24 protein-coding genes are annotated in these 24,828 nt (G+C 47.0%); 23 read left to right on the top strand and 1 reads right to left on the bottom strand.

The genetic code is table 11. The features are described 5' to 3' along the window. The first annotated feature begins 72 nt into the window (after nt 1-72). The 20 genes from ASG16_RS30015 (at nt 73) to ASG16_RS29925 (ending at nt 21,048) form a co-directional block, all read left to right on the top strand. On the top strand, nt 73-1,251 hold the full coding sequence (locus tag ASG16_RS30015; RefSeq protein WP_056488327.1) for a stalk domain-containing protein: 1,179 nt from the start codon (nt 73-75) through the stop codon (nt 1,249-1,251). A gap of 53 nt (nt 1,252-1,304) precedes the next feature. Then, on the top strand, nt 1,305-1,460 hold the full coding sequence (locus ASG16_RS31115) for a hypothetical protein (RefSeq protein WP_164724468.1): 156 nt from the start codon (nt 1,305-1,307) through the stop codon (nt 1,458-1,460). 210 nt (nt 1,461-1,670) lie between these two features. Beyond that, complete coding sequence (gene yfmF, locus ASG16_RS30010) at nt 1,671-2,966, top strand: EF-P 5-aminopentanol modification-associated protein YfmF (RefSeq protein ID WP_056488324.1); 1,296 nt, start codon at nt 1,671-1,673, stop codon at nt 2,964-2,966. 1 nt (nt 2,967) lies between these two features. Further along, nucleotides 2,968-4,260 carry an EF-P 5-aminopentanol modification-associated protein YfmH gene (gene yfmH, locus ASG16_RS30005; RefSeq protein ID WP_048033401.1) on the top strand — a complete coding sequence of 431 codons (1,293 nt, stop codon included), beginning with the start codon at nt 2,968-2,970 and terminating at the stop codon, nt 4,258-4,260. 7 nt (nt 4,261-4,267) lie between these two features. Next, nucleotides 4,268-5,005, top strand: a complete 738-nt coding sequence (gene ymfI, locus ASG16_RS30000) for an elongation factor P 5-aminopentanone reductase (RefSeq protein WP_056488321.1) — start codon at nt 4,268-4,270, stop codon at nt 5,003-5,005. Between the two features lie 100 nt (nt 5,006-5,105). Then, complete coding sequence (locus tag ASG16_RS29995; RefSeq protein ID WP_048033399.1) at nt 5,106-5,375, top strand: DUF3243 domain-containing protein; 270 nt, start codon at nt 5,106-5,108, stop codon at nt 5,373-5,375. Nucleotides 5,376-5,483: 108 nt separating this feature from the next. Continuing rightward, a complete protein-coding gene (locus tag ASG16_RS29990; protein ID WP_015891684.1) occupies nt 5,484-6,263 on the top strand; it encodes a YmfK family protein in 780 nt (259 codons plus the stop codon). A gap of 12 nt (nt 6,264-6,275) precedes the next feature. Then, nucleotides 6,276-7,175: a helix-turn-helix domain-containing protein gene (locus ASG16_RS29985; RefSeq protein WP_048033398.1), complete on the top strand. Its 900-nt coding sequence runs from the start codon at nt 6,276-6,278 to the stop codon at nt 7,173-7,175. Nucleotides 7,176-7,286: 111 nt separating this feature from the next. Next, nucleotides 7,287-8,633, top strand: coding sequence for a 30S ribosomal protein S12 methylthiotransferase RimO (rimO, locus tag ASG16_RS29980; RefSeq protein WP_056488318.1), 1,347 nt, complete (start codon nt 7,287-7,289; stop codon nt 8,631-8,633). Further along, nucleotides 8,634-9,209, top strand: coding sequence for a CDP-diacylglycerol--glycerol-3-phosphate 3-phosphatidyltransferase (gene pgsA, locus ASG16_RS29975; RefSeq protein WP_056488315.1), 576 nt, complete (start codon nt 8,634-8,636; stop codon nt 9,207-9,209). Between the two features lie 108 nt (nt 9,210-9,317). Next, the gene (locus ASG16_RS29970) at nt 9,318-10,562 is read left to right on the top strand and encodes a competence/damage-inducible protein A (protein ID WP_056488312.1); all 1,245 of its coding nucleotides are present in this window, start codon (nt 9,318-9,320) and stop codon (nt 10,560-10,562) included. 8 nt (nt 10,563-10,570) lie between these two features. Then, nucleotides 10,571-12,160 carry a DEAD/DEAH box helicase gene (locus tag ASG16_RS29965; RefSeq protein ID WP_056488308.1) on the top strand — a complete coding sequence of 530 codons (1,590 nt, stop codon included), beginning with the start codon at nt 10,571-10,573 and terminating at the stop codon, nt 12,158-12,160. Nucleotides 12,161-12,328: 168 nt separating this feature from the next. After that, a complete protein-coding gene (gene recA / locus ASG16_RS29960) occupies nt 12,329-13,387 on the top strand; it encodes a recombinase RecA (protein WP_048033393.1) in 1,059 nt (352 codons plus the stop codon). A gap of 67 nt (nt 13,388-13,454) precedes the next feature. Beyond that, the gene (locus tag ASG16_RS29955) at nt 13,455-14,096 is read left to right on the top strand and encodes a RecX family transcriptional regulator (protein ID WP_056488304.1); all 642 of its coding nucleotides are present in this window, start codon (nt 13,455-13,457) and stop codon (nt 14,094-14,096) included. A 273-nt stretch (nt 14,097-14,369) separates the two neighbouring features. Continuing rightward, nucleotides 14,370-15,911, top strand: coding sequence for a ribonuclease Y (rny, locus tag ASG16_RS29950; protein WP_007719154.1), 1,542 nt, complete (start codon nt 14,370-14,372; stop codon nt 15,909-15,911). Nucleotides 15,912-16,020: 109 nt separating this feature from the next. Next, nucleotides 16,021-16,815, top strand: coding sequence for a TIGR00282 family metallophosphoesterase (locus ASG16_RS29945; protein WP_056488300.1), 795 nt, complete (start codon nt 16,021-16,023; stop codon nt 16,813-16,815). Between the two features lie 118 nt (nt 16,816-16,933). Further along, the gene (spoVS, locus tag ASG16_RS29940; RefSeq protein WP_003385776.1) at nt 16,934-17,194 is read left to right on the top strand and encodes a stage V sporulation protein SpoVS; all 261 of its coding nucleotides are present in this window, start codon (nt 16,934-16,936) and stop codon (nt 17,192-17,194) included. A gap of 108 nt (nt 17,195-17,302) precedes the next feature. Further along, complete coding sequence (locus tag ASG16_RS29935; protein ID WP_056488299.1) at nt 17,303-18,238, top strand: dipeptidase; 936 nt, start codon at nt 17,303-17,305, stop codon at nt 18,236-18,238. A 193-nt stretch (nt 18,239-18,431) separates the two neighbouring features. Next, on the top strand, nt 18,432-20,210 hold the full coding sequence (locus ASG16_RS29930) for a 2-oxoacid:acceptor oxidoreductase subunit alpha (protein ID WP_048033389.1): 1,779 nt from the start codon (nt 18,432-18,434) through the stop codon (nt 20,208-20,210). Further along, nucleotides 20,182-21,048: a 2-oxoacid:ferredoxin oxidoreductase subunit beta gene (locus ASG16_RS29925; protein WP_048033388.1), complete on the top strand. Its 867-nt coding sequence runs from the start codon at nt 20,182-20,184 to the stop codon at nt 21,046-21,048. The genes ASG16_RS29930 and ASG16_RS29925 overlap by 29 nt, the downstream gene beginning before the upstream one ends. 46 nt (nt 21,049-21,094) lie before the next feature. On the opposite strand, the gene ASG16_RS29920 is transcribed toward ASG16_RS29925, so the two are convergent. Then, entirely contained in the window at nt 21,095-22,129 is a 1,035-nt protein-coding gene (locus ASG16_RS29920; protein WP_056488296.1) for a YkvI family membrane protein, read from the bottom strand. 53 nt (nt 22,130-22,182) lie between these two features. Between ASG16_RS29920 and ASG16_RS29915 the strand changes: the two genes are divergently transcribed. The 3 genes from ASG16_RS29915 (at nt 22,183) to ASG16_RS29905 (ending at nt 24,792) form a co-directional block, all read left to right on the top strand. Continuing rightward, nucleotides 22,183-22,932 carry an MBL fold metallo-hydrolase gene (locus tag ASG16_RS29915; protein ID WP_056488293.1) on the top strand — a complete coding sequence of 250 codons (750 nt, stop codon included), beginning with the start codon at nt 22,183-22,185 and terminating at the stop codon, nt 22,930-22,932. A 33-nt stretch (nt 22,933-22,965) separates the two neighbouring features. Then, nucleotides 22,966-23,526 (top strand): tRNA 5-(aminomethyl)-2-thiouridylate-methyltransferase MnmM, encoded by a 561-nt coding sequence (gene mnmM, locus ASG16_RS29910; protein ID WP_056488289.1) that lies wholly within the window; start codon nt 22,966-22,968, stop codon nt 23,524-23,526. A gap of 165 nt (nt 23,527-23,691) precedes the next feature. Next, nucleotides 23,692-24,792 (top strand): YheC/YheD family endospore coat-associated protein, encoded by a 1,101-nt coding sequence (locus ASG16_RS29905; RefSeq protein WP_048033384.1) that lies wholly within the window; start codon nt 23,692-23,694, stop codon nt 24,790-24,792. Nucleotides 24,793-24,828: the final 36 nt, after the last annotated feature.

Raw genomic sequence — 24,828 nt, 5'->3', positions numbered from 1 at the left:
TTTGTGACTGCTTGCGGTCCGCAAAAAACGGTCCTAACCGTTTTTGCAAATTATCTGTGGGGAGGGAAAAAGATGAACCGCTGTCTACATACGTACAGCAGTTATCGATGGAACAGGATTCTAGGCGCTTTTGTCTTTTGCCTGATGATAGCCGTATCCGGTGGAATGGTTTCAGCAAAAGAGCCAGGACCGGTCATTTCAGTCGTTGTCGATGGAAGGGGAGTCCAATCAGATGTATCGCCCATCCATCAAAATGGACGCATGCTCGTTCCGATCCGGATAGTAGCGGAGGCGACAGGATCAGAAGTAAGCTACGAAGCCCAAACACAAAAAGTAATGCTCAACAAAAAAGGCAAGCATATCACCCTTACAATTGGAAGCCAGACTGCGTATGTTGATGGAAAACGCTTGAAGATGGATGTCTCTCCCATCATTGTGGATAAGCGGACGCTTGTTCCGATCCGGTTTATCTCAGAGGCATTTGGCTATCAAGTTCAATGGGATGAGATGTCGGCCGTTGCATACATACAATCCAAACCTGTGGAGGACAAGGCTGCGAGTGTGAAATACTCTTTGAATCCGTATGTCGTTCAACAGGGTGATACCTTATCAAAAATTGCAGCTAGCCACGACACGAGCATGAATGCTATTCAGAAAAATAATCCTCTCTCTTCTGATGAGCTACTGGTGGGTCAAATTTTATTTTTGCCAGAAGGTGCACAACGAGCTGAGCATCCCATTGCCACAAAAGTTGCGGATGATCAATTGATTGGAGACCAATTTCGGTTTCCTTTCCACGATAATAGCTGGTATGAGCCGTATGGGGATAGCTTCGGGTCTGATCGAGAGTGGACGGAGACGAATAGCGGCAGTGTCCGTAGTCACGAAGGCATCGACATTATGGCACCGAAAGGAACGCCGATTTACTCGGTATCTGATGGGACGATCAACAAAGTGGGCTGGAATACGTATGGTGGTTGGAGAGTAAACATTACGGATGAGAACGGTCAATATCGGATGTATTACGCTCATTTGCAGGCGTATGCACCAGGATTGTTTATAGGGAAAACGATAAAAGCTGGACAACTGATCGGTTTTGTTGGAGATACAGGCTACGGTGGAACTGGTACAGTGGGAATGTTTGAACCTCACCTGCATTTTGGCCTCTATCGTAACAGCACCGGGAAAGCGATCGATCCGTATGATTACTTGCGTATTTGGGAGCAAAATAAAGTGGAGAGTCCCCTCTAATATTGGGACAAACTACTACGGAGTACCTTTACGAATAAAAGGAGGCCCTTCGTATGTGGACTTGTCCGTACTGTGGGGGAAGCCACGGCTTACCCTTTCACGATGAGCAGTTGGATGGCATGCTCTGTCTCTCGTCTGATTGTGGTCGATTTGTTGAAGAGCATAGCACATCAGATGATCCTCGAGAGTGGGATGCAATGGATATGTAAAGGAAAAGAGTGAACGCCCTTCGTAAAAAGGTGTCGTTCGCTCTTTTTTGTACATAGGGAAGCGCTGTGATTTGCGTATTACGGGACTTGCGTGAGCGCATAGGATGAAGGACTGGGATATATAATGGAAGATTCTGATGCTTGATGCCCTGACAATTGGTTACAATAGAGAAGAGTATGAGTAAGCTGATGGAGAAGGGAGATTGGACTATGACTGCTTCTACAACCGAAATTGCATTTCAAAGCTCCCAAATCAATGGGATGAACGTACATATCCTTCCAACCGAAAAGTTCAAGACAACGACGATCGTGACGATGATTGAACAGGCGCTATCGGAGGAGCACGTAACGAAAACAGCATTGCTTGCGATGGTCATGAAACGTGCCAGCGCTCGTTTTCCAGAAACGAAGCTATTGCGAGCACATTTGGATTTCCTGTATGGTGCTATTTTTGATGTAGATGTCACCAAAAAAGGCGAGCGACAAATCCTGCAAATTTACATGGAAGTCCCGAATGAAAAATATTTGTCCAATGAAGCCTCTCTTTTGGAGCAGGCCATCGAATTCGTAGGAGATATGCTCGTTAGACCGTATATACAAAACAACGCTTTTTCCGAAAAGTACTTGGCACAGGAAAAAGAGACGCTACGTAAACGGATGGAGAGTTTGATCGACGACAAAATGAAATATGCGAACCAACGTGTGACAGAAGAAATGTGTAAAGGCGAACCATTCGCTCTTCTCGTCCAAGGGCGCGTGACGGATTTGCCGAAGATCTCCGGTCAGGAGTTGTATCAATATTTTAAAGAAGTAACGACGACGAATCCGATCAATATGTTCGTGGTGGGCGACGTTGATCAGCAGGAAGTGAGCGAGGCAATTCGCAAGCATATCCCATTGGAGCGCTCCCACGTAGGTGAACTGCAGATCGCATTGACGGCGAAGAATGTATCAGCTCAACGCGAAGTGATCGATCGACTGGATGTCAACCAAGCAAAGCTCAATATCGGCTGCCGCACGCAGATCACTTATAAGGATGACGATTACCCGACGCTGCTCTTGTTCAACGGGATATTAGGTGGTTTTCCTCACTCCAAGCTGTTTGTCAACGTCCGTGAAAAAGAGAGTCTCGCTTACTATGCCGTTTCCAGACTAGAGAGTCACAAAGGGATTCTCATGATTATGTCTGGGATTGATGTTAGCAAATATCAGCGTGCAGTTGAGATTATTAAGCAGCAGCTTGATCTGATGCAACAAGGAACCATCACGGAAGAGGAAATGAGCCAGACGCGGGCGACTTTGTCTAACCAGTTCCGTGAACTGCTGGACAGTGCTCGCGGCATGATTGAATTTACGTACAACGGTGTAATTAGCGGACGTCCTCGGAAAATCGAAGAGCTTTTGGCGGGGATCAACCAAGCGACCATTGAGGATATCAAGAAAGTAGCGAGCAAGGTGACGATCGACACGATTTATCTGCTACGGGACAAGAAGGGAGAGGCATAAGATGCAGACCACTGTCTTTGAACAAGTAAATGAAACGGTATATCATGAAGCTCTCCAAAATGGATTGCAAGTCTATTTGGTTCCCAAACAAGGCTTCAGCAAAACATACGCTGTGTTCACTACGCGCTACGGCTCCATTGATAGCCATTTCCGAACCCGAAGCGGGGAAGAAATCAATGTCCCTGACGGCATTGCGCATTTTCTTGAGCACAAAATGTTTGAGAAAAAAGATCGGGATGTCATGCACGAATTCAGTAAAAACGGGGCGAGCTGCAATGCGTTCACGAGCTTCAATCGTACAGCTTATTTGTTTTCGTGCACAGATAAGCTAGATGACAATCTGAATCTGCTGCTCGACTATGTACAGGACCCGTATTTTACAGATGCCAGTGTAGAAAAGGAAAAAGGAATCATCGGCCAGGAAATCACCATGTACGATGACAATCCTGACTGGAAGGTGTACATGAACCTCTTAAAGGCCATGTACCAAAAGTATCCGATTAACATTGAGATTGCGGGTACGATCGAGACGATTTCTCATATTACAAAAGAATATTTGTATCAGTGCTATGAAACGTTTTATCATCCAGCCAATATGCTCCTATTGGTCGTGGGTTCCTTCGAGCCAGAAGCGATCATGAAGCTCATTCGAGAAAATCAGGGAGCAAAGGAGTTTCCTCCTGCGCCACAAATCACACGCGTTTTTCCTGAAGAGCCATCAGCTCCAGCGGAAGCAAAAGTAGAAGCGTTTCTAACAGTTGGCTTGCCCAAATGCATGATTGGAATCAAGGAAAAGGAAAACGGTCTAACCAAGGAAGCCTTGTTAAAACGCGAGTTGACTACTAAACTAGTATTGGACATCGCGTTCGGCACAAGCTCCGCTGTCTATGAGCGTTTGTATGACAGCGAGTTGATTACGGAAAGCTTTGATTTTGACTACAGTAGTGAGCAGGATTATGCCTATACGATCATTGGTGGAGATACACCTGATCCAGAGCGTTTAGTGGAAACGATCAAAGCAGAAATCGAACAGTTGAAGCAAAATGGTATAGCCCAGGATGATTTTGAGCGTGCAAAGCGTAAAAAAATCGGAAACTTCCTGCGTTCTCTAAACTCCGTGGAGTTTATCGCTAACCAGTTTACCAGCTTCAAATTTAACGGAAATGATCTGTTTTCCGTTGTGCCGACGTTGGAGTCGATCACACGCGAAGATGTGGAAAAACGTTTGAAGGAGCATTTTTTAATCGAGCAGATGGCTGTTTCCATCGTTCGTTCCGCTTCGCCACAGGAGTAATGTATTCATGTTCAAGCAAGAGACGCCATGGGCGTTAATTACGGGAGCTTCCGGAGAGATCGGGCAGGCGATCGCTACCTACCTGATTGATGCGGGGGTTCCCCTTTATCTGCATTACAATCGAAATATAGAAAAATTGGAGCCGTTGGTGCAAAAATGCCAGGAGAGAGGCGTTCCGTACGGCATCCTCCAAGCTGATCTACGGGATCCACAGCAAATTGCGGCTATGTTTGCACAGATGCAGGTTGCACCTTTGTTGATCGTAAACAACGCCTCAGTGGATGATGTCGGCTTATTTACGGATGTGACTGTCGAGAAATTCGATGAGCTCATCGCACTCAATGTTCGATCCGCTTTTTTGGTCTGCCAAGCTGCTGTTCCAGCCATGCTGCGTGCAAGGTATGGGCGCATCGTCAACATTTCTTCCATTTGGGGGCTGACAGGCGGTTCGTGTGAGGTGCTGTATTCCATGACTAAAGGAGCAATCAATACGTTCACCAAAGCCCTGGCAAAGGAAATGGCCCCAAACGGAATCACGGTAAATGCAGTCGCTCCTGGAGCAATTGCTGGTGGCATGATGGAGCGTTTTGCACCAGATGAAATGGAAATGATCGCGGAAGAAATACCTGCCAACCGTCTCGGACAACCCTATGAAGTAGCCGCAGTCGTGCGCTTTTTGCTTTCGGCGGATTCCAGTTATGTGACGGGTCAAGTGATTAGTCCAAACGGTGGATGGTACACGTAGAAGAGAAGTATGCATGAATAAAATACGAGAAATGATGGAATTCTACCTTTTGTGTGGGCAGCAAATCTGTTCGCAACGTACAAAAGGAGGGAATTTCCCTATGTCGATTCTTGACAATTTCAGCGACTGGAAAGCGTTTCTCGGAGATCGGGTAGAACAAGCGAAACAAGCCGGGATGGAAAGCGATACGCTTCAAAATGTAGCTTATCAAATCGGTAGCTATCTGTCTGAGCAAGTAGACCCGAAAAACGATCAGGAGCGTCTGTTGAAACAGCTGTGGGATGCAGGTGATCAACAGCAGCAACAAGCTTTGGCATCACTCATGGTGAAGCTTGTTCAGAATCGCAATGACGCGAACGCTGGCAGCTAGCCATTTAAATCCCCTACTTTTGGGGATTTTTCTTTTCGCGATTGTCGAATGAAACGAACGTGATATACTACATAAGAAGAGAATTCTGGTTGGCGGAGAGGATTACATATGGAAGCGAAGAAAGAATGGTACATGGAGTATGAGATTGCCCGTAACCGTCCCGGTCTCTTAGGGGACGTATCTTCTATTCTGGGGATGTTGAACATCAATATCGTGACGATCAATGGTGTGGATACCATGCGTCGAGGTATGCTGCTCTTGACCGATGATGATGAAAAAATGGAGGTTTTGCGCAACGTTGTGCAAAAAATGGACAACATAACCATAACGAGGTTACGTCCCCCGACCATGCTGGATCGATTGGCTGTACGCCACGGTCGCTATATTGAACGGGATAGCGAGGACAAAAAAACATTTCGCTTTGTTCGTGAGGAGCTGGGCTTGCTGGTCGATTTCATGGCAGAAATCCTGAAGAGGGAAGGTCACCAGCTCATCGGGATTCGTGGCATGCCTCGCGTAGGGAAGACAGAATCCATGATTGCAGCCAGCGTATCCGCCAATAAACGTTGGACATTCATTTCCTCTACTTTGTTGCGCCAGACGGTGCGTAGCTCCTTAGCCATTGATGAAATGTCTACTGATCATGTATATTTGATAGATGGAATTGTCTCAACGCTGCGATCGACAGAAAAGCACTTTACCTTGCTACGGGAGATTATGAACTTTCCTGCCGCAAAGATCATTGAGCATCCGGATATATTCGTAAGGGAATCAGAGTACCAACTTGATGATTTCCATTACATTATTGAGCTGCGTCATCATCCGGATGAAGAGATTACATATGAGCTTATCAACAATCGCGGCTTTGATAATTTCGAAATGAATTAAGGAGGGGCAGCTGTGTCTGAGCTAGGTCAAGTCCTACAAAGGGCCCGCGAAGAAAAAGGAATCACGCTCGACGACATCCAACGTATCACCAAGATACAGCGGCGATATTTGGAAGCCATTGAAAGGGGTCATTTTCACGTACTTCCTGGCCACTTTTACGCGCGTGCATTTATAAAGAGTTATGCGGAAGCTGTCGGTCTAGACCCGAACCACATCCTGACTCACTTTCAGTCCGATTTGCCGGCCCAGCCACCTACAGAGCAAGTAGAACGACTGCGTCGCAGACGAGTTGCTTCAGCGAACAATCCATTACAAGCGGGGCGATGGGTTACCAAAACCTTGCTCGTATTGTTTATTGCCTTGATTTTCGGGGTTATTTATTTCGCTGTTGTCAACAACAACGGAGGTCAGATGACTCAGCCAATGCCGGGTGGAGCAGTTAACCCTGGAGCTGAAATTGTCACGCCTGGCAATGGTGGTGGAGCGTCAACATCCCCGATTGCTCAACAACCGAAGCCTCCTGCTATTACCACACCGACTCCCGAAACAGGAACAAACCCACCTGAGTCCGTTACGGATACTCCTCAGGCAACCATCACATTCGAATCGCAGCAAGGATCGATGTATAACTATTCCTTGCAAGGTGGAGAAAAAATCACGGTTTATCTGAAGGTGAAAGAAGAAACAAGCTGGTTTGGTATTTCGGAAGGAAAAGGCAAAACTTATGTCGAGCAGGGCACGCTCAAGAAGGATCAGGAAAAAACGATTGAGCTGGGGAAATCCGCTTATATTCGTTTGGGCAAACCGACTGTAGTGGAATTGAAGGTTAACGGAGTCTTGGTAGACACGTCTAAAATGAAGTCAATGCCGTCCAATATTACGATGAAAGTAAAAGAGGCGGTCACCCAGTAGGCAAGCATATGCTTGCCTTTTGTACTTTTCTCTGTTTTGACACTTCCTTGAGGCTTATATTATACTGGATAGGTGTAATATGGGTTGGTGTGACCAATTGGAGGAAAAAAGATGACAGAGAAGGTAGGCACGCGTGAAAAAGTAGCGATTGTTACGCTGGGCTGTGAAAAGAATCTCGTTGATTCGGACATGATGGCCCATCTGATAGATGAAAAAGGTTATGAACTGGTTGATAACCCGGAAGAAGCAACTGTGGTTATCGTCAATACCTGCGGTTTCATCGATGCAGCCAAGGAAGAATCCGTAAACAAGATTCTGGAAATGGGTGAATTGAAGGAATCCGGCAAACTGAAATCGCTTGTGGTGGCAGGCTGTCTCACACAACGTTACAAAGAGGATATCTTGAATGAGATTCCTGAGGTGGACGGCATTGTCGGAACAGGCGATTTTATGTCGATTACAGGTATTATCGAAGAATCTCTCGAGGGCAAGCGACCGATTTTTGTAGGAAATCCCATTTTTACGTACGAAGATGTAGTGAAGCGGAAAGTAAAACAAGGCACATACTCTGCATATATTAAAATTGCCGAGGGTTGCGACAACGCCTGTACGTTCTGCTCGATTCCTTTGATGCGTGGGGGATTCCGCAGTCGTACCATTGAGTCCATCGTAGAAGAAGCGCGTCATTTGGCTGCACAAGGTATCGTAGAAGTAAGTCTGATCGCACAAGATTCTACGAACTACGGAACGGATATTTACGATGGAAAGCTGATGCTTCCTGAGCTTTTAAACCGTCTGGCAGAAGTCGAGGGCATCGAGTGGATTCGTCTTCACTATGCATACCCTGGATTTTTCACGGATGAATTGATCCATACCTTTGCTACCAATCCAAAAGTGTGCAAGTACGTAGATATGCCTTTGCAGCACTCCGAAGACCATATTTTGAAAAGAATGCGTCGCCCTGGAAGACAGACGGACATTCGTGCGCTGGTAGAAAAAATTCGCGCGCAGGTTCCAGATGTGGCACTCCGTACCTCTTTGATTGTAGGGTTCCCGGGGGAAACAGACGAAGACTTCGAGCGCCTGAGCGAGTTTGTGAAGGATATCCGCTTTGATCGACTGGGTGTGTTTACTTACTCCAACGAGGATGACACGCCAGCTTCCCGTCTGCCTGACCACGTAGACGAAGAGGTTAAGGAAAAACGTGCGAACATGCTGATGGAGATTCAGCGTGAAGTAGCCGGAGATCGCAATGGACGCTTTGTTGGTCAAGTCCTGGAAGTTTTGATTGAACGTTACGAAGGACGTAACGATATTTATGTAGGTAGAACACAGTATGACGCTCCGGAAATCGATGGTGAAGTATTCGTCACTGGATTTAAAGGCGAACTGGGCACCATCGTAAAAGTAAAAATTACACACTCCTATGAATACGATTTAGCCGGGGAGGTAGTCTAGGTGAATCTCGCCAACCGCATCACCCTCGCCAGGATTTTCCTGGTGCCGGTAGTTATGTTTTTTCTGCTGGTGCGTTACAACATCGGGACATTTTCGATTGGCAGCCTGACGATGACGTATAACGAGCTGATTGCGGCTTTGGTGTTTATCCTAGCAGCCAGTACGGACGGACTCGACGGTTATATTGCACGGAAGAAAAAAATCGTGACGAACTTGGGGAAGTTTCTGGACCCGCTTGCTGATAAGCTGTTGATTTCTGCAGCACTCATTTCGCTCGTAGAGATGCAACGTTTGGAAGCGTGGATTGCGATTGTCATTATCAGCCGGGAGTTTGCGGTAACTGGTCTACGGCTAGTTGCTGCGGCAGAAGGACAGGTAATTGCTGCGAGTGCATTGGGTAAACTGAAAACATGGGTGCAGATCGTAGCAATTACGGCTGTCATGATTCGCAACTTCCCATTTGGGTTCTTCGGCATTCCGTTCGACGAACTAGCTACTTGGGCGATGGTGATCATCACGATTTACTCCGGGTACGACTACTTTGCGAAAAATCGTAACGTGATCCAATACTCGTAATGCGGGTATTGGTCTCTTTTTTCACAAGACTCTTCTCTTGAGCGTTTGCAAGTGATAAACTATTAGTTTAGAGGCTTTTCTACTCTCAAAGAGAATGGGATGAGGAAGATGAGAGCGGAGATTATCGCGGTAGGTACCGAACTTTTGTTAGGCCAGATCGCTAACACCAACGCACAGTTTCTTTCTCAGAAGCTGGCGGAGATTGGCGTGGGAGTATACTTTCATACGGTTGTGGGAGACAACACGGAGCGATTGCTACAAGTGATTCGATTGGCATCAGGACGATCTGATCTCGTCATTTTCACGGGTGGGCTAGGGCCGACTCAAGATGATTTGACGAAAGAAACCTTGGCGGGGCATGTAGGCATTGGATTGGAAACGAATTCAGAGGCCATGGAGAGAATCGAAAAATTCTTTTCGCAACGTGGGATTGTCATGACGGAGAACAATCGTAAGCAGGCACTGGTGCTTTCTAGCAGCCATGTATTCTCCAACGATTTCGGGATGGCGCCGGGGATGGCGATCCGTCATGACAGTAGTACGTTCGTGCTGTTGCCTGGACCACCAAGCGAGCTGTATCCAATGGTGGAGAATTACGTGATGCCTTACTTAACCGATTTGCTCCCCGAAAAACAAGTGTTTCATTCTCATGTACTCCGGTTCTACGGAATAGGCGAATCCGCTTTGGAGGAAAAACTGCTCGATCTGATCGAAAAGCAGGACAATCCAACGATCGCGCCATACGCCAAAGAATTCGAGGTAACACTGCGCATTACGGCAAGAGCTGCTACAGTCGAAGAAGGGGAATCCCTAATCTTGCCTGTAGAAAAAGAAATTCTCAGCCGTGTTGGCCAGTATATGTACGGGATGGGCGAGAGCTCGTCGCTGCATGACGTGCTGGTTTCTGAGCTAAAAAAGAGAAATGAGACGATTGCTTGTGCAGAAAGCTGCACAGGAGGAGCGATTGCCTCGTTGATTACCTCTGTGCCAGGAAGCTCGCAAGTGTTTCGTGGAGGGGTAGTCTGCTACACTAATGAAGTGAAGAATCAACTGCTCGAAGTACCTGATTCCATTTTGCAAACAGATGGAGCAGTCAGTGAGAAAACAGCTCAGTTGCTGGCTGAACATGTACGAGAAAAGCTGGGAGCTACTTACGGGATTTCTGTTACGGGAGTGGCTGGACCCGATCCTTCCGAGGGCAAGCCTGTTGGCCTTGTTTACGTAGGGATCGCGGCTGAAGGAATGCCCACAGTTGTAAAAGAGCTGCGCCTTGCCGGAAGAAGGCATGCAATCGTTGGGCGTGCTGCTAAATACGCGTTGTTTTATGCGCTGCAAATGCAAAAAGAAAGGTGATTTTTTTCATGACGATTTTTTCCGATTTTCCTTTACATAAATCTATTCTGCAAGCAATTCACGATATGGGCTTCGAGGAGCCATCACCGATTCAGGCAGCTTGCATTCCAAAAGTTCTGGATGGCGGTGACCTGATTGGTCAAGCACAGACAGGTACTGGTAAGACTGCTGCATTCGGGATTCCACTTGTAGAAAAGATTACGCCTGCCAATCGTGTACAAGCGATCGTGCTGACCCCAACTCGTGAGCTGGCTATCCAGGTTGCGGGAGAGCTCTTGCGTATCTCGAAATACAACAAAGTTCGTACGCTGCCAATCTATGGCGGACAATCGATCGGACATCAAATTCGTGCACTGCGTCAAGGTGTACAAATCGTTGTAGGTACTCCTGGCCGTGTCATGGACCACTTGCGTCGCAAAACATTGAAGCTGGATCACGTACATACCCTCGTTTTGGATGAAGCGGATGAAATGCTGGACATGGGCTTCATCGAAGATATCGAGACAATCATCAATCATATGCCAGAAGAGCGTCAAACCTTGCTGTTCTCTGCGACGATGCCGCCAGAAATCAAGCGTTTGGCTACCCGTTACATGAAACAGCCGCAAACGATCGCGGTGAGCCGTGAAGAAGTAACGGCACCATTGATCGAACAGGTATACTACAAAGTGTTTGACCGTAACAAAGTAGAGAGCCTCTGCCGCATCTTGGACAGTGAGGATGTTGAGCTGGGTATCATTTTCTGCCGCACTAAGCGCGGGGTAGATGAGTTGTCCGAAGTGCTGCAATCCCGCGGATACCTTGCTGACGGCTTGCATGGCGACTTGTCACAGGCACAACGTGACAAGGTCATGAATGCGTTCCGTGAGGGCTCGATTGAATTCCTGATCGCGACAGATGTAGCAGCACGCGGTATCGACGTAGGAAACGTTTCTCACGTAATCAACTACGATATTCCACAAGACTCTGAGAGTTACGTACACCGTATCGGCCGTACTGGTCGCGCAGGTCGCAAAGGAATTGCGATGACGCTGGTTACTCCTCGTGAAGTAAGACAAATGATGTTTATCCAAAAGCAGACAAAAGCACAAGTTCTCTCTCGCAATGTTCCTTCCCTGGAGGAAGTGGCTGAGCGTAAACAAGAACAATTGCGTGAACAGTTGACTAGCCTTTTGGAAAGCGATGCAATCGCGGATATGTATCAAAAAGTAGCGGAGGCTCTCGTAGGTCAATACCCGGCTGAAAAAGTAGCTGCTGCTGCATTGCACCTGGCATTCCATACCGAAGCGGGACAAGGGCAGGAAGTAGAAGCATACAACTTTGGTGAGACGGGTGCAGCAAAAGGCATGGTTCGCTTCTTCCTGAACGTAGGTCGAAATGCGAACATGAAGCCACAGGATCTGGTAAGAGAGATCTCTGAATCTGTGGGTATCCCAGGAAAATCAGTAGGTCGCATCGACATTTTCGAGAACTTCACATTTGTTGAGGTTCCAGAAGAGGTAGCGGCATTCGTATATGAGTCACTGCGTCAAACACGTATCAACGGAAAACGAATCAATCTGGAGCCTGCAAAGCCTCGCGGAGCGAAGCGTTCCTAATTAGAAAGCATTACACAAAGCAGTCATTTCACTGGGGTCAACCAGGAAATGGCTGCTTTTTTACGATGCGAATATTTGTTCGTAAAAAATACTTGGCAAACACTTCTGTCTCGAGGTATGATGAAGACAAGCAAAACAGAAGCGAAAAATTGAAAGGGTGTGTACCATTTGTCAGATCGTCGCGCAGCTTTGGAGAGTGCATTGCGTCAAATAGAAAAGCAATTCGGTAAAGGTTCCATTATGAAGTTGGGGGAAGTTTCCAACGTTCAGATTTCTACTGTATCGAGCGGAGCGCTTGCTCTTGATATCGCACTTGGTGTGGGCGGATTCCCACGTGGACGGATTATTGAGATTTACGGACCAGAGTCTTCTGGTAAAACAACAGTAGCACTTCATGCGATTGCAGAAGTACAAAGACAAGGTGGACAGGCTGCGTTTATCGATGCTGAGCATGCCTTGGATCCGGTTTACGCTGCGAAGCTGGGTGTGAACATCGACGAATTGCTATTGTCCCAACCAGATACTGGTGAGCAAGCTTTGGAGATCGCGGAAGCGCTGGTGCGCTCTGGTGCGGTAGACATTATCGTAGTCGACTCCGTTGCGGCACTCGTGCCAAAAGCAGAGATCGAGGGCGAGATGGGAGATTCCCACGTAGGCTTGCAAGCACGTTTGATGTCCCAAGCACTCCGCAAGCTGTCTGGTGCCATCAACAAGTCCAAAACGATTGCAATCTTCATCAACCAGCTTCGTGAAAAAGTGGGAGTTATGTTCGGTAACCCGGAAACAACTCCAGGTGGACGCGCTTTGAAGTTCTACGCGAGTGTTCGTTTGGATGTTCGTAAAGCGGAATCTATCAAAGTCGGTAACGACATTTTGGGTAGCAAAACGAAGATCAAAGTTGTCAAAAATAAAGTGGCTCCACCATTTAAGGTTGCAGAAGTGGACATCATGTACGGTGAAGGTATTTCCAGAGAAGGTAGCATTCTCGACATCGGTTCTGAGATTGACGTCGTGCAAAAGAGTGGTGCTTGGTATTCCTTCAACGAAGAGCGACTCGGCCAAGGTAGAGAAAATTCGAAGGTCTTCCTGAAGGAAAATCCGCACATTGCATCACAGATTGAAACTAAAGTGCGCGAATACTTCAGCCTGAACCCTGGTTCTGTTCCAGAAGTAGAGGCAGAGCATGACCCAGAGCAAGATGAAGAGCCTACATTTGATCTGGAGTAAGAAAGTAAAACAGCAGCCTGTCGATGAGACAGGCTGTTATTTTAGCTTTGCGAAGGAGTGAATCATCATGAAGAGCGGCCTGATCACTGCCGTTCATCGAGATATCAAACAAAAGCAACGCTACCATATCGATGTAGAAGGCGAGTATGCCATTACCGTACACGAAGACATACTGGTAAAGTACAACCTATTTAAGGGAACAGAATTAGATGAAGCTTTTTGCCGAGAAGTTCTGATAGCAGAAGAAAAGCATAAAGCGTATTTAGGTGCTTTGCGATACCTCGGCATACGTCCACGGACAAGCAGTCAACTGCATTCTTATTTGGTAGAGAAGGGGTTTTCTACGCAGATTGCCGAAGAGATATGCCAGCGCTGCAAGGATCACGGTTACATCGATGATGAAGCATTTGCGAAGCAATGGGTAGACGAGCGATTGCGTTTGAAGCCGAGGAGCCCGTATATGCTGGGTATGGAGCTTACCCAGCGTGGAGTGGACAGAGCGATTGTAGAGGACGCAGTACGTGGCGTGTCTAGGCAGGCTGAACTAGATGCTGCTCGCGCATTGATAGAGAAGAAGGTGCGACGCATAGAGGGTGTACCGAACCCCGATGAAGAACGCAAGCTGCTGTCCATGCTGATGCGCAAGGGATTCTCCCATGCGATCATTCAACAAATGCGTGAAGAATTGCGTCATAGAAGCGATAGTTAGTGCCAACTCTATTTGCATGATCTTGACAATTCTTGTTCACAAATAATAAAATAGGTTTGTATTTACTTGGTGTATCATAACTTTTTGTGATTTGCTCACTCGTTGCCTATGAAACAACTGAAAAACCGTGCGAAAGCAGTACGGATTCAGCGGACCGAGTAAAATCGGTCTTGTTTTTTAGCCGAATGTTCAAATGTGAGAGCACTCCATGAAAAACAAATGCTTGGAAAGCGGGGAGATGTCTTACAATAAGGAGGTGAAACGAAAAAGCCTATGGATCCTATAATTACTGTTGTCATTGTGCTCGTTGCCCTGCTGATCGGCTTGGGTGCTGGCTACTTCACTCGTAAATCGATTGCGGAAGCGAAGATCTCCAGTGCAGAAGAAGCTGCACGACAGATCGTGGAGGAAGCCAAACGGGACGCCGAGGCCGTTAAGAAGGAGAAGGTGCTGGAGGCAAAGGATGAAGTGTTCAAGCTTCGATCCGAAGCGGAAACCGAATTGCGTGAGCGACGCAATGAGATCCAGCGTCAGGAACGACGAATTCTACAAAAAGAAGAATCGTTGGACCGCAAGATGGAACAGTTGGAGCGCAAAGAAGAAGAATTGTCTGAGCGTGACCGTGCCATCGCAGAACTGCAAAGCAAGGTAGAGCACTTATATAAAGAGCAAGTATCAGAGCTAGAACGAATCTCCGGCTTGACGCAGGATGAGGCGAAGACGATCATTCTCACTGATGTGGAGAATACCGTCCGTCACGAAATGGCTGTGATGATCAAGGAGATTGAGACTCAGGCCAAGGAAGAAGCGGACAAGCGTGCTCGTGAGATCATTACGACCTCCATTCAACGATGTGCAGCAGACCACGTAGCAGAAACAACCGTTTCTGTGGTTACGCTGCCAAATGATGAGATGAAGGGACGTATTATCGGACGCGAAGGACGTAACATTCGTGCCCTGGAGACGTTGACTGGTATCGATCTGATTATTGACGATACTCCAGAAGCAGTCATCCTGTCTGGCTTCGACCCGATTCGTCGGGAAATCGCCAAGACAGCGTTGGATAAACTGGTTGCAGACGGTCGCATTCACCCAGCTCGCATCGAGGAAATGGTGGAAAAAGCGCGTCGCGAAGTAGACGAGCGAATCCGTGAATACGGTGAGCAAGCAACGTTCGAAACAGGCGTTCACGGCTTGCATCCAGATCTGATCAAGATTCTTGGACGCTTGCGTTATCGTACAAGCTACGGTCAAAACGTACTGAAGCACTCTATGGAAGTGGCACATCTCGCCGGTTTGATGGCGGCAGAACTGAAAGAAGATGTGAAGCTGGCCAAACGTGCAGGTTTGCTGCATGATATCGGAAAAGCGATTGACCATGAAGTAGAAGGTTCACACGTTGAAATCGGTGTAGAACTGGCTAAGAAGTACAATGAGCATCACGTAGTAGTGAACAGTATTGCGTCTCATCACGGTGATACCGAACCAACTTCCGTCATTGCTATGCTCGTGGGAGCTGCCGACGCCCTGTCTGCCGCACGCCCAGGTGCACGCCGTGAGACATTGGAAACATATATCAGACGTTTGGAGAAACTGGAAGAAATCTCTGAGTCGTTCGATGGCGTAGAAAAGTCTTATGCGATTCAAGCAGGACGCGAAATTCGCGTGATGGTTCAACCTGATAAGATTGACGATGCGGAAGCTACCCGTCTGGCACGGGATATCACGAAACGAATTGAAAATGAACTTGACTACCCAGGTCATATTAAAGTAACGGTTATCCGTGAAACACGGGCAGTTGAGTATGCAAAGTAAAGTGGCTGCGTGCCACTTTACTTTTTTTGTAGCACACCAAATGCTCGACGAAGTCAAGTTTTCTACTGAGCAGAGGAATTGTGTATACTAGCAATGAGGTGATTGGGTAATGAAGTTGTTATTCATTGGAGATATTATGGGCTCGCCTGGCAGAGAGATCGTGAAAACATATTTGCCATTACTGAAACGAAAATACAGTCCTACCTTTATCGTAGCGAATGGAGAGAACGCTGCGCATGGTCGCGGGATCACAGAGAAAATTACCAAGGAGCTTTTTGAGTGGGGTGTTCACGCGATTACGCTCGGGAATCATACGTGGGATCAAAGAGAAATTTTCGATTTTATTGATGATGAGCCGCGGATGATCAGACCTGCGAACTTCCCGGAAGGGGCTCCTGGAAAAGGGATTACATATATCAAGCAACCTGAAGGGGAACTAGCCGTTATTAATTTGATGGGGCGTACATTCTTGCCACCGCTCGATTGTCCTTTCCAAATGGCTGACAAGCTAGTAGAGCAAGCTCGGAAACGTACGAAGCTCATTTTTGTAGACTTTCATGCGGAAGCTACATCGGAAAAGCAAGCAATGTCATGGTATCTCGATGGGAAGGTAACAGCGGTCGTGGGGACGCATACCCATGTGCAAACTGCTGATGAACGGATTTTGCCTCAAGGAACCGGATTTTTGTGTGATGTGGGAATGTGTGGCCCAAGTAATGGCATTTTGGGGATGGAACGCGAAGCTGTTATTAAGAAATTTTTGACGCAGCTCCCTGTTCGCTTTGAGGTAGCGCCAGACCCTGCGCAGTTGAATGCGGTGTTGATTACGCTAGATAAAGCGACGGGGCATGCGAAAAAAATGGAGCGAATCAGAATTGACTCTGACCATCCGTTTATGGAATAATGGGAATAAGATTAGAATTTTTTGAATCTTTCAAGCGAGTTAGCAGGAATTTTTAGGGGTTATGCGAATATCATTCTAATGATGACAGGATTCCTATCAGACGGGAGGTTCAAAAAGGATGGAAGTATTAAAAGTTTCAGCAAAGTCTAACCCCAATTCCGTTGCTGGTGCCCTTGCCGGAGTTCTTCGTGAACGAGGAGCGGCTGAGATCCAAGCCATTGGCGCTGGGGCGCTTAATCAAGCTGTGAAGGCAGTAGCAATCGCACGAGGGTTCGTAGCGCCGAGTGGAGTTGACCTCATTTGTATTCCAGCCTTTACCGACATCGTGATTGATGGAGAAGAACGAACTGCAATCAAATTAATCGTAGAACCCAGATGATACAACTGCAAATGCTTCACCTGCCTGTTTGTTCGAAGAATGAACAGGTTTTTTCGTTTGTCCAGAAGTATGAATTCCGAAGTGATCGAAGAGAAGGAGCGTTTCCATATGAAAATCTTTGATGCGCATAGCGATGTATTATGCAAGCTATGGCAGAACCCCGATTTGGATTTCTATAAAGAAGACAAGCTCTTGCAAGCAGGTTTTACCGCTCTTGAAAAAGGGAATGTAGACATACAAGTGCTTGCCTGTTTTGTCCCTTCTCATGTGCCTTTTGGACGACGTTTTCATACTGTACTAGAAATGGTCGATATTTTTTATCAAGAGGTGAGTGAAAAATTCCGACCCATTTTCACAAAGGCAGATTTGGCTGAATGCGTATTAAAGGGACAGAAAGGGGCTATTCTGTTTGTAGAAGGCGCGCATGCATTAGAAGAGAGTCTGGTTCAGCTACGTACGTGGTTCCGGCTTGGAGTACGGGGAATGACGCTGACCTGGAATCATGGCAATGCCCTAGCGAGTGGAAATGCAGAGCCGAATCCAGGTGGACTGACTTCATTTGGACGAGAAGTCATTGATGAAATGAATCGGCTGGGGATGATTATTGATGTTTCGCATTTGGCCGATCCAGGATTCTGGGATGTACTAGAATGCTCGAAAGCACCAGTGATCGCTTCACACTCGAATGTGAGAAGCCTATGCCATCACTCTCGCAATTTGACGGACGAGCAAATACGAGCGTTAATCGCCAAAGATGGCGCGATCGGCTTGACGTTTGTAGACTTCTTTACCGTATCGGAGAAGCGCACGGTTTGGATCGATGACTTGTTGCGCCATTTGGATCACATCTGCGCGTTGGGTGGCGTAGACCACGTAGGTTTTGGCTCCGATTTCGATGGGATCACCGAGACGTTTGGAGACATGGCATCTGCGGCAGATTACTCCCAGTTACTAGAAGCTTTGTTAAAACGTTATAAAGAGGCGGAAGTATTGAAATTTGTGCAAGGAAATTGGTTGCGTGTTTTCGGAAACGTGCTACAATAAAGCATGAGGATATTAATGTACCAAGTTCAACATTAAAATTCAGGTCAAAAGTAAGTTGAGTAAAAGCACTTGCAATTTGACATGGACAGGACTACAATTGTTACTGTCTATGCACAGAAATGTCACATCTTATCAGTCTTTTCAAGGTGTGATAGGCAGCTTTTCTCACAGTCACTGAAAGGGTGGAATCTGAATGATTAGTCAACTTTCCTGGAAAGTTGGAGGACAGCAAGGGGAGGGCATCGAGAGTACTGGTGAGATTTTCTCGATGGCGATGAACCGGATGGGGTACCATCTGTATAGCTACCGTCACTTCTCTTCCCGTATTAAGGGTGGACACACGAACAATAAAATTCGCGTGAGCACAACGCCAATGCGTGCGATCTCTGACGATCTGGACATTCTCGTAGCGTTTGACCAAGAGACGATCGATTTCAATGCGCATGAGCTGCGTGAAGGCGGTATCATTATCGCGGATGCGAAATTTAATCCAAAATTGCCGGACGGCTTGAAGCCAGTTCGCTTCTTCACTGTACCACTGACTGAAATCGCTGATGAGCTGGGAACTTCCCTGATGAAAAACATGGTGTCGATTGGTGCGTCTAGTGCCATCCTCGGCATTTCAGTGGAAAGCTTCCGTCCCATCGTTGAAGATATGTTCCTCCGCAAGGGCGAAAAAGTGGTTGAAAAGAACATGGATGCCATTCGCCGCGGTTTTGATTTCGTAAATGAATTGACTGGTGGTCAACTGCCTGAGTTCCAAATGGAAAAGGCTGATCCACAAAAACAACTGTTCCTCATCGGTAACGATGCGATCGCTCTGGGTGCTGTAGCAGCAGGCTGCCGTTTCATGCCAGCTTACCCGATCACACCTGCTTCCGAAGTAATGGAATACTTGATTAAAAAGCTGCCTAAATTGGGCGGTACTGTTATCCAAACAGAAGACGAGATTGCTGCTGTAACGATGGCAATCGGTGCTAACTTCGCGGGTGCTCGTTCCTTGACTGCTTCTGCAGGTCCTGGTCTGTCCCTGATGATGGAAGCAATTGGTCTGGCTGGTATCACGGAACAACCAGTTGTAATCGTGAACACACAGCGTGGTGGCCCATCTACCGGTATGCCTACCAAAATTGAGCAATCCGATGTGAATGCTATGATCTATGGTACGCATGGTGATATTCCAAAAGTAGTTATCGCGCCAAGCACAGTAGAAGAGTGCTTCTACGATGCAGTTGAAGCGTTTAACATTGCGGAAGAATACCAACTGCCAGTTATCCTGATGACAGACTTGACGCTGTCCTTGGGTAAACAAACCGTTGTTCCATTTGACTACAGCAAAGTAGAAATCCGTCGCGGAAAACTGCTTGCTGGACAAGAATTGCCAGAAAAAGAGCAAAACGACCTGTTCAAACGTTATGAAGTAACAGAAGACGGCGTTTCTCCTCGTGTGATTCCTGGTCAAAAATACGGTCTGCACCATGTAACTGGTGTTGAGCATGATCAAACTGGTCGTCCATCTGAGAATGCTGCAAACCGTATTCAACAAATGGATAAACGTATGCGCAAAATGGAAGGCGTCCTGAAAAACTTCAAAGGCGCTGTAACAGCAGATGCTCCTCACGCTGACGCGGATGTTCTGGTTGTGGGTATCAACTCCACAATTGGTACGATTCAAGAAGCAAAAGGCCGTCTGGAACAAGAGGGAATGAAAGTAAACCATGCACAAATCCGTTTGCTGCATCCGTTCCCAACTGAAGAAATCAAAGCACTCGTAGACAAAGCGAAGAAAGTTGTTGTTGTTGAGCACAACGCTCAAGCGCAAGTAACAAGCTTGCTCAAACAACACGTTGGAAACGCTGAAAAAATCGAATCCGTGCTTAAATATGACGGTAACCCATTCCTGCCGAAGGAAATCTATGCTGAAGTGAAGGAGCTGGTAAAACATGGCGACTATGAAAGAGTTTCGAAATAACGTTAAGCCAAACTGGTGCCCAGGCTGTGGAGACTTCTCCATCCAAGCGGCTATTCAACGCGCTGCAGCGAACGTAGGTCTGGAACCTGAAAATCTGGCGGTTGTTTCCGGTATCGGTTGCTCTGGTCGTATTTCCGGCTACATCAACTGTTATGGTTTCCACGGTATTCACGGACGTTCCCTGCCAATCGCACAAGGTGTGAAAATGGCGAACCGCGAGCTGACAGTTATTGCAGCTGGTGGTGACGGGGATGGTTTCGCGATCGGTATGGGCCATACTGTACACGCTATCCGTCGTAATATGAACGTTACGTACATCGTAATGGATAACCAAATCTACGGTCTGACAAAAGGTCAAACCTCCCCGCGTTCCGCGACTGGTTTCGTGACCAAGTCTACACCGGCAGGTTCCATCGAGTCCTCCATTTCTCCAGTTGAACTGGCGCTGTCTGTAGGTGCGACTTTCGTTGCTCAATCCTTCTCTAGCGATCTGAAGGGCTTGACTGAACTGATTGAAAAAGGTATCCAACACGAAGGCTTCTCCTTGATCAACGTATTCAGCCCTTGTGTAACCTACAACAAGGTAAATACGTACGACTGGTTCAAAGAGAACATCGTACCAGTAGACACGATCGAAGGATACGATCCACATGACCGTATCAAAGCAATGTCTACCTCTATGCAACACAAAGGCCTGATTACAGGTCTGATCTACCAAAACACTGAGCAAAAACCTTACGAAGCTCTCGTAAATGGCTTCAAAGAACAAGGTTTGGTGAACCAAGACATTCGCTTGTCTGAAGAAGACTTCGAAAAATTGGTTAAAGAATTTGCTTAAGTTTGATAGAGTGGAAAACCTCTCCTTAACGGGAGAGGTTTTTTTATTACATACGATCGCGCCACTGCCTATACACTAGCATGACAAGGAAAAAGACGACCAGTTGACCAAAAAGTGGATACAGGAAGCGGAGAAGCGAGCTAAACCCGATAAAACTGATCAAATAACAAATTAGTAAAATCCCCAGTAAAATAGTTGGACCTCGAAGTGGAGTAACTTGTCTAATCTGCTGGGCTAGGCCAAATACGTTTGCCACAAGAGTCGAGAAAATTTCCGCATACACCAATAGGGAGAACAAAAAGGGAATAGTCGGTCCCAAGCCTTGCAGCACAGCAATCATGGGCATTTCCGCGTGATGGATACCCGGCATTTTTACAGACAGAGAAGCATAGGCGAGCAAGAGAAGAAGGCCTATTCCCAACCCTCCCATGATTCCCCCCAGGATGAGAGGCTTCTCGCTCGTACTCTGTCTGCCCATCGGAATCAAAACCGCTTGTGTAAGTGTGACATTTAAGGCAACATAATAAAAGGGAGAACTAAGCCATGCCCAAGGACGTAACGATTCAACGACGACATTCGTATCTAACCATGGCTTCGTATAAAGGAAGACGAGCACAGTAAAGCCAATGAGCATCGGAACAAATATGCTGTTTACGTGATGGATGGCAAACAGCCCTTTTTTCGTCACGAAAAAAATCAAAATCATGCTAAACCAAATGCCGATTTGAGGAGATAATCGAAAAGACTCCCAAAAAATCGCGCCAGTAGCAGCGAGCATGACGGAGGTAGTACCTAGCAATACGGTTAAAAGCAAGGTATTAAATACAGTGCCAAACGGATGCCCAAATAAATAGGTGCTGACTTCTTGATAGGAATCGGCCTGAATCCGATAGGCAATCAGCATGACGCGGATGCCTGCCCAAATAAACAGCATCGTCGCCAGTATGATGCCTACTAAGCCTTGTGTTCCATATTGAACAAAGAACTCTACAATTTCTTTGCCAGAGGCAAAACCAGCTCCTACGACTGTCCCAATATACGTAAAAGCGATCTGCCATGCGGCTCTCCATGTTCCTTGCATCTCAGACCTCCTGTCCCACCTTATTCCATCCTATGAGAGGGAGTGAACCGAATATGCGCGTTACCGTGTTAGGCTATCAATCTCCTTATCCTGGCCCAGGGGGTGCTACTCCGGGTTACTTGATTGAGACAGACCGTGTCAAAATTCTACTCGACTGTGGTAGCGGTGTTCTTGCACAGTTAGGCAAGCATTTGCCCATTTATGAGCTGGATGCTATGCTCTTATCTCACTATCATCATGATCATGTTGCAGATGTAGGAGTGATGCAGTACGGCTTGATGGTTCATCAGCTATTTGGCCAAAGACCTGCTGACAAACCACTTCCGATCTTCGCACCAGCACTGCCAGTGGCCAATGCTCAGACATTGGTGTATCGAGATGCGACCACATTTACCCCAATCACCGAAGAAACGTCTGTTACCATTGGGGACGTCTCGATCACTTTTTTACGGACAGACCATGGTGATGGAGATCCATGCTACGCCATGCGTTTGGAATCAAATGGACGTGTCCTCGTATACGGGGCTGACAGTGGACCAGGTACAGCCTGGGAGAGATTTGCTAGTCAGGCGGATTTGTTTATTTGCGAGGGGACCTATCTGGATTACAATTTACCAGCGAAGCCAAATGGGCACTTGTCTGTTCGCCAAGCGGCGGAATTGGCACAATCCCTATCCTGCCGTTCTTTACTAGTTACGCATTTGTTTTACGGCTATGAGGAGTCTCAAGTAATCGCGGAGGCCAATGCCTTTGTCGCAGGCCCAGTTTATGCGGCGCGCATCGGTCTGCAAATCGATTTATAGCGTTGTTTGTATATAGAGAGAGGAGAGTTGACTGTGTTTCCAAATGTATTAGAAGTTGCACGTAAATTAATCCGTGAACGGGTACAAGTAGGAGAAACTGTTGTAGACGCCACGATGGGGAATGGAAATGACACCTTATTTCTTGCGCAATTGGTGCAAGAAGAAGGGAAAGTAATCGCCTTCGATATCCAGAAGCAGGCGATCGAGAAAACGCGAGAGAGACTCGAGAGAGAGGGTCTGGCGAACAGGGTAGAAATGAAGCTCGCCAGTCATGAGGAAATTGACAGGCTGGAGATTAGTGCCGCGGCGATTATGTTTAATTTGGGCTATTTGCCGGGTGGAGACAAAGAAATCACAACACAAGCGAGCAGCACCATTCAGGCGATTCAATCAGGGTTGAGGGTACTCAGACCAGGCGGAATCATGACGGTCATGATTTACTGGGGGCATCCGGCGGGTGAGGCGGAAAAAGAGGCAGTGGAAGCGTTTTGCCACGAGCTAAGTCAATTAGATTATTTGGTTTTAAAATACCAATATATCAATCAGCAAAACCAAGCTCCGTTTTTACTGGCCATCGAACGCAGGGGACAATAAAAAGAACGAAACGCGATCCTTTCCCGGGCAAGCGCAGCATCCGACATCAATCCTATGGGAAAGCAATTATTTTGTCAGATTGCGAAAGAGGTGTACAAAAATAGGCACGCTCTTGCCCTTTCTGGCACATACCCTATGTAGAGCAATGTGGCAAGGGGGATCTACGTGGACAGAATCGGGATAATGTTGGATTGGGCCCTTATGGAGAAAGGAATTCATGGCATCAAGTCATATGAACGTCTGCCTTATTATGTCGAAATCGGGAAAGAGCTTGGATTGGAGCCTGTTTTTTTCCATCCGCGGCATGTGAAGCCAGGAGATGAAAGGGTCAAGGGATATTTTTGGAACGGAAACCGACTCGTCTCCCAACTGGTTTCAGTCCCGCGAGTCATCCACAATCGTGTTTTGACAGGGGATGCAAAAGCGCGGAATGTGATTCGAAGATTGAGCCAAAAGAAGACGGTATTCAATGGCTTGGTTGTGCGGGATAAGAGAAAAGTACACCAGATGCTCTGGAAAAACGAACAAATCCGCAGCTATCTGCCGCATACAGTCCCTTATTCCATGGAGCAGTTGCGTCAGTTCTTGGATAAGTACCAGGTGGTGTACGTCAAGCCTTCGATTGGATCGGTCGGAATTGGGGTAGCACGTATTGAACGGCATGGAGCCAATTATCACTTCATTGCATCAAAAAAACGGCAGATTTTATCTCATTCGCAGATACTTTCCACGGTACGACGTTGGGTTGGTAACAAAAGATTTCTGATCCAGCGAGGAATTCCTTTGGCGCGCTATGGAGGCAAAACGTTTGATATTCGTGTTTCCGTGCAGAAAAACAAAGAGAAACAGTGGACTGTGAGCGGGATGGTTGCCAAGGTCGCTAATAAGAAAAACAAGCTGAGCAATCTCTCACGAGGAGGGACAGCAGTACCGTTTTCGGAAGCTTTGGAACCCATCTTTCCTGAGGTGAAACAACAACAAGCGGTCATCGAAAGAGTCGGGATAGCGGCGGTGGAAATTGCGAAGCAGTACGGTCGGCATTTTTCATCATTAGCAGACCTAGGCATGGATATGGGAATTGACGAGCGAGGCAATCCGTATTTAATTGAAGTCAATGTGCGTGATCAGCGCTATTCGTTTTTCAAGGCTGGAGAGCAGGCGATGTTTAAACAAACATACCGTCATCCACTGGAATATGCGCAGACATTACTCGCGGAAAAAAAGAAACGGAAGCATCAGCTTCTGTCGCCAAGCTATATGCTTTAAAGGAGAAACGTAGAAGAATGTGAAAAAGACGGTGGC

The sequence above is a fragment of the Brevibacillus sp. Leaf182 genome (assembly GCF_001423865.2).
GTDB classification, from domain to species: domain Bacteria; phylum Bacillota; class Bacilli; order Brevibacillales; family Brevibacillaceae; genus Brevibacillus; species Brevibacillus brevis_C.
Note: the sequence above shows the minus strand (reverse complement) of the source record. Positions and strands in the feature narration are given on the sequence as shown.

What these genes read in the sequence shown, in the direction of transcription:
- ASG16_RS30015 (WP_056488327.1), top strand. Translation starts at nt 73, where the DNA reads ATGAACCGCTGTCTACATACGTACAGCAGTTATCGATGGAACAGGATT.
- ASG16_RS31115 (WP_164724468.1), top strand. Translation starts at nt 1,305, where the DNA reads ATGTGGACTTGTCCGTACTGTGGGGGAAGCCACGGCTTACCCTTTCAC.
- yfmF (WP_056488324.1), top strand. Translation starts at nt 1,671, where the DNA reads ATGACTGCTTCTACAACCGAAATTGCATTTCAAAGCTCCCAAATCAAT.
- yfmH (WP_048033401.1), top strand. Translation starts at nt 2,968, where the DNA reads ATGCAGACCACTGTCTTTGAACAAGTAAATGAAACGGTATATCATGAA.
- ymfI (WP_056488321.1), top strand. Translation starts at nt 4,268, where the DNA reads ATGTTCAAGCAAGAGACGCCATGGGCGTTAATTACGGGAGCTTCCGGA.
- ASG16_RS29995 (WP_048033399.1), top strand. Translation starts at nt 5,106, where the DNA reads ATGTCGATTCTTGACAATTTCAGCGACTGGAAAGCGTTTCTCGGAGAT.
- ASG16_RS29990 (WP_015891684.1), top strand. Translation starts at nt 5,484, where the DNA reads ATGGAAGCGAAGAAAGAATGGTACATGGAGTATGAGATTGCCCGTAAC.
- rimO (WP_056488318.1), top strand. Translation starts at nt 7,287, where the DNA reads ATGACAGAGAAGGTAGGCACGCGTGAAAAAGTAGCGATTGTTACGCTG.
- ASG16_RS29970 (WP_056488312.1), top strand. Translation starts at nt 9,318, where the DNA reads ATGAGAGCGGAGATTATCGCGGTAGGTACCGAACTTTTGTTAGGCCAG.
- ASG16_RS29965 (WP_056488308.1), top strand. Translation starts at nt 10,571, where the DNA reads ATGACGATTTTTTCCGATTTTCCTTTACATAAATCTATTCTGCAAGCA.
- ASG16_RS29955 (WP_056488304.1), top strand. Translation starts at nt 13,455, where the DNA reads ATGAAGAGCGGCCTGATCACTGCCGTTCATCGAGATATCAAACAAAAG.
- rny (WP_007719154.1), top strand. Translation starts at nt 14,370, where the DNA reads ATGGATCCTATAATTACTGTTGTCATTGTGCTCGTTGCCCTGCTGATC.
- ASG16_RS29945 (WP_056488300.1), top strand. Translation starts at nt 16,021, where the DNA reads ATGAAGTTGTTATTCATTGGAGATATTATGGGCTCGCCTGGCAGAGAG.
- spoVS (WP_003385776.1), top strand. Translation starts at nt 16,934, where the DNA reads ATGGAAGTATTAAAAGTTTCAGCAAAGTCTAACCCCAATTCCGTTGCT.
- ASG16_RS29935 (WP_056488299.1), top strand. Translation starts at nt 17,303, where the DNA reads ATGAAAATCTTTGATGCGCATAGCGATGTATTATGCAAGCTATGGCAG.
- ASG16_RS29930 (WP_048033389.1), top strand. Translation starts at nt 18,432, where the DNA reads ATGATTAGTCAACTTTCCTGGAAAGTTGGAGGACAGCAAGGGGAGGGC.
- ASG16_RS29925 (WP_048033388.1), top strand. Translation starts at nt 20,182, where the DNA reads ATGGCGACTATGAAAGAGTTTCGAAATAACGTTAAGCCAAACTGGTGC.
- ASG16_RS29920 (WP_056488296.1), bottom strand. Translation starts at nt 22,129, where the DNA reads ATGCAAGGAACATGGAGAGCCGCATGGCAGATCGCTTTTACGTATATT.
- ASG16_RS29915 (WP_056488293.1), top strand. Translation starts at nt 22,183, where the DNA reads ATGCGCGTTACCGTGTTAGGCTATCAATCTCCTTATCCTGGCCCAGGG.